We start from the raw sequence: 4,186 nt of genomic DNA, 5'->3' as shown, positions 1-4,186 counted from the left end.
TAAATATAAGAAGTTTGTTCTTATGTTCAATCTTCGTAAAGATTACTACGCTCGCGGCGGCTTTGAAAAGCTCGGTGCTCCTGTTGAAGACGAGCATTACGACGGCAATGGTATTTGGCGTCAGACTTGCCAAAAGGCTATATTGCAAGCTAAGTAATTAAGTCTACTAAATCTAATAAAGTGGCCGGTGTGCTAAACAGCATGCCGGCCATTTTTATATGCAAAATTAGTGATACGTAATCAATGCAGCAAATCAATACGCAACACGTAAATAAATACGTATTAGTCAACGCGTATCAGTCAATACGCAAATCAGCGACCAATCGTAAATAAATCACTCCACTTAAGGAATAAATCAGGGTTTACATTTTGTATATCAGCAGACGGCTCAGTATGATTACTGAATACCAATAAACCAACTATTACAATAGTTGCCGCTGCACAAAGCACAGCTGGAATATACAAACGCAAAGACGATTGCTCAGCAATTGCGCAATCTTCTTCACAAGTAACATCAAGATCTTTGCTATAAGGCTTAACTCTGTGAAGCATACTCATTATTGCAATCAAAATAAATATAATAATCGAATCGCAATAGTAGCGGTACAAATTGCCACCTAAGCAGTAGTTAAGATACAGCAACAAGAAGGATGCTACTAATCCAACAACAGTCATAATATACTCAATTTTTTGCATAAACCTACGTCTTAATGTAAACAGCCACCAGAAAAGCGGAATCATCATAAGACCGAAAATCATATGCGTGTAGAAAGAATTTCCGTAGCCTTGACTATTTGCCCAAGGTATAGAAATATACGGGAAATTCTCCGAAATATTAAAAGGTTTTAAGAAATAATTAAGGAAAATATCGCGAATCTTAGTAGGGTCAAAAGATTTACTATTAAATCGCAAATCGAAATTAGTAAGTTGCTCTTCATTTCCAAAATTAAAGAAAGACTTAAAACGCAAGTAATTATAAGTTAATATTCCAGCTACGCCTACAATCGCAGGCACAAGGAAGCTTGAAGCTGCAGCAACGCGATTTAAAATACTTCGCTTTGAATCAAATAGTAGCGCAATAAACAACGGCGCTATAAAAGCAACAACCGGAATACACGCGTTTGGCCTAGATCCGCATTGCAAAGCAAGACTTATTCCAGCGAGAGCAAAAAGCGCGTACCCCACGCGCGGACGAGTTGCGTAAAGTCGCACAGCTTTAAGAGAAGCGTATACAAATAAGATTCCAAACAGTATTGCACTAAGAAGAGGCATATAGTAAAGGGATGCTGAAGATTGCAAGTAGAAGATTAAGCATCCGAATGGGAAGGCTGCTGCAGCAAGCAAAAACAGGCAGTAATTGGCGCGTATTGCAAAGAATTCAACAACTTCTTTAAGAAGAGCGAACATAGACGGAATAATAGCAACCGCAAATACTGTAACAACTAATATTGCTGAAGGAACTGCATGCGGGAAAAGCAGATTAAAAGGCAAGTAAGTGAGAAGGAACGGCACTATGCCAAAGTAGCAGTAGTAATGATTGTTGTGGAACACAACATCCCAAGGTATGGATACCCCTTTAGAGCCCAAGTCCATGCGCTCGCCCCAGCTAAACGGATTTGCAGATTCTACTAATTCTTTAGGCGGCTGCTGCAACAAAGCCAAAGAGTTTGATTTCCAAGCTTTAAGCTGTTCGGTGTACGGATTTCCGTTGACGCGATCATATAAGTCAGATGGGAACGGCACTCGTATGCCGTGACCGCGGTACACAATAAAGCACAGATAGAGCGAGAATCCCATAAGAATTGCGCATACTGTCCAAAAAACTATATTTTGCGCAAGACTGTGGCGGTCGTAGTTAAGCAAGTACCACTTTTTCTTATACACCAAGAATATAAGCGAGCTTACAACGAAAAGTATTGCCCACATTCCAAAGTTTACATGCAGCACAAAAGGCGGATTTACTGTTACAGCTTTGAGAGTAAAAGGAGCTCCGGCTTGATTAAAATGCAGCTTAGCTTTGTACGCAGTTCCGTGACTTTCAAAACGAAGAACTCTAGTATTGTGCTTTCCGGTAGACATTTGGAAAGAATCCGCTAAAGTGTAGGCGTTTGGCGCAATGCCAAAGTCTTCAATTTCCAACGTGCCGGTGACGAAAGTTGAAGGCTTTTCTTGCTGCAACTCGATTTTCAAAGCTTTAGTATTTTCGTTAATTCCGCTTAATATTACGTCTGCTCCCGAATTTGGGATAGAAATGGAATTGCCGATAATTTGCGCTTGTTCTCTGTTATTTTTTTCACCGGTTTGCTCGTTGTAACTGCTGGAATCCGGTATGATTGCTTTGCTTAAAACAAGAGGTTTTTGCGCGTAATTACGTGAGTTGTACGCAAGATAAAGGTTACTGAAGAATGCGATTGCAATAAGACCAGTTATTACAAATATTGTTACGAAAGGTAATATTTTTCGTATTGCGTCATTTTTTTCTAAAAATTTTTCTAAAAATTTTTGCAATTCCGTATTCCTAATCAACTATAAATTCTTTATGCCCTTTGATATGCAAGTATATTGCAAACTCATGATGGATGAAGGGAAATATTAGAAACGCAATAAAAGATATAGAGCAAAACAATATATAGGAAAAGATATAGAGCAAAAACGAATTTCAAAAAGTGGAGCGGACGACGGGAATCGAACCCGCGTAATCAGTTTGGAAGACTGAGACTCTACCATTGAGCTACGTCCGCAAAATAGCAACTTGTTTAAGTATACAGAAGCTTACGACATAGAGCAAGTTTGCTCGCGCGACGACCTACCTTCGCGCTTAGAGCGTAGCGCGCGAAGGTAACTCGGAGCGGAAACTCGCTTAAGTTGGAAGTCCAGTGGACTTCCAACGCGAGTTTCGTAAGCGAGCGCGTAATCCGCGCGAGCGCCAACTGCACCAGTGTTCCAAAACAAGCAAAATGAGACACCCACGCAGAAACAGCGACAAAAGCCGGAGAAATTTCCGGAAAATGTTCCACAACAGCGATTGTTACTTTACAGCGTTGTAAAGAAAGTAACAGCTGCGGACTAATGCGATAGTATTCCCAGTAGTATAGCCTAAGTTGTGAACGCAGATTAATAAGGAGAGCGCATGATCGCAGGATTAGGTCACGATGTGGTGAATGTTGCGCAATTTGCTGAACAGATGCGCGAAAGCGACGGATGGCGCGCGTTGTTTTCCGTGCGCGAACTTCGGCAGTGCAGTTTGCGTTCCGATACGAAGCACGACGACGAAGCTTTGCATATTGCGGCGCGTTGGGCTGGAAAGGAAGCCGTTATTAAAGCGTGGTGCGAGGCGCTGGCGAGCTGCAATACCAACTACCCCACCGACTACCCCTATACTCTCGATAACATGCCGTGGCCTGAAATTGAGATTCTTGACGATTCACATGGCTGCCCACGCGTGGAACTTGCGCAAGAAGTGCAGAATAAGCTTTACGAATCAGTTTCGCAAAAACTTTCTACAGAACTTTCTACAGAACTTTCTACAGAACTTTCTCCAGAACTTTCTACAGAACTTTCTCCAGAACTTTCTACAGAACTTTCGGATTCGACTAATCTTACGAATCTTATAAAAACGTCGAAGATCACGGAAAAGCCGCAGCTTACGAATCTTCCAAATTCACATAGAGATATTCACAACACAATTCGTTGGCATATCTCGCTAACTCATGACGGATCAGCACAGAACAATACAGCAGTCGCATCCGCTGTTGCCATACTAGAAATCCTGTAAACACAAACGCCGGAGAAATTACATGACGTTTTTTGCGGTTTTGTGGGACACTCGTGCAGTTGGCGCTCGCGCGGATTACGCTCGTGCGCGAAAATTGCGTAAGTAGTTGTAGTATAGAAAGCAGATTTTTCTGTAAATGAGATTGCTGCGCGTATGAGAGAAGGTTGCGATGTTTTGCATAAATTGCGGAAATAAGATTGACGCTGGCGATAAGTTCTGCAGTTTTTGTGGAGCACCTGTTGAAAATGTAGAGCAGGAGCAGCAACCTCAAGCAAACCAGCAACTCCAATATAACCAGCAGCAACAGCAACCACAACCACAAACACAACCTCAACCACAACCGCAAGTCCAGCCAACTCAACCAACTCAACCAACTCAGACAACTCAGACAACTCAATCGAAACAACCAAG

Annotated in this window: 4 protein-coding genes and 1 tRNA gene; 2 read left to right on the top strand and 3 right to left on the bottom strand. The window is 41.9% G+C overall.

The features are described 5' to 3' along the window. Positions 1–312: 312 nt before the first annotated feature. The 3 genes from CGSMWGV1500E_RS00440 to CGSMWGV1500E_RS00450 all read right to left on the bottom strand — a co-directional run bounded on the left by CGSMWGV1500E_RS00440 (position 313) and on the right by CGSMWGV1500E_RS00450 (position 2,952). Entirely contained in the window at positions 313–2,508 is a 2,196-nt protein-coding gene (locus CGSMWGV1500E_RS00440) for a hypothetical protein (RefSeq protein ID WP_004129533.1), read from the bottom strand. A gap of 159 nt (positions 2,509–2,667) precedes the next feature. Further along, positions 2,668–2,741: transfer RNA gene (locus tag CGSMWGV1500E_RS00445), tRNA-Gly, on the bottom strand. Positions 2,742–2,772: 31 nt separating this feature from the next. Continuing rightward, entirely contained in the window at positions 2,773–2,952 is a 180-nt protein-coding gene (locus CGSMWGV1500E_RS00450) for a hypothetical protein (protein ID WP_004129530.1), read from the bottom strand. 178 nt (positions 2,953–3,130) lie between these two features. On the opposite strand from CGSMWGV1500E_RS00450, the gene CGSMWGV1500E_RS00455 reads away from it, so the two are divergent. After that, positions 3,131–3,775 carry a holo-ACP synthase gene (locus CGSMWGV1500E_RS00455; protein ID WP_004129528.1) on the top strand — a complete coding sequence of 215 codons (645 nt, stop codon included), beginning with the start codon at positions 3,131–3,133 and terminating at the stop codon, positions 3,773–3,775. Positions 3,776–3,944: 169 nt separating this feature from the next. Continuing rightward, a partial coding sequence (locus tag CGSMWGV1500E_RS06570) for a zinc-ribbon domain-containing protein (protein ID WP_155114887.1) occupies positions 3,945–4,186 on the top strand: 242 nt, incomplete at its 3' end.

It is taken from the genome of Gardnerella vaginalis 1500E, from assembly GCF_000263595.1.
GTDB classification, from domain to species: domain Bacteria; phylum Actinomycetota; class Actinomycetes; order Actinomycetales; family Bifidobacteriaceae; genus Bifidobacterium; species Bifidobacterium vaginale_E.
Note: the sequence above shows the minus strand (reverse complement) of the source record. Positions and strands in the feature narration are given on the sequence as shown.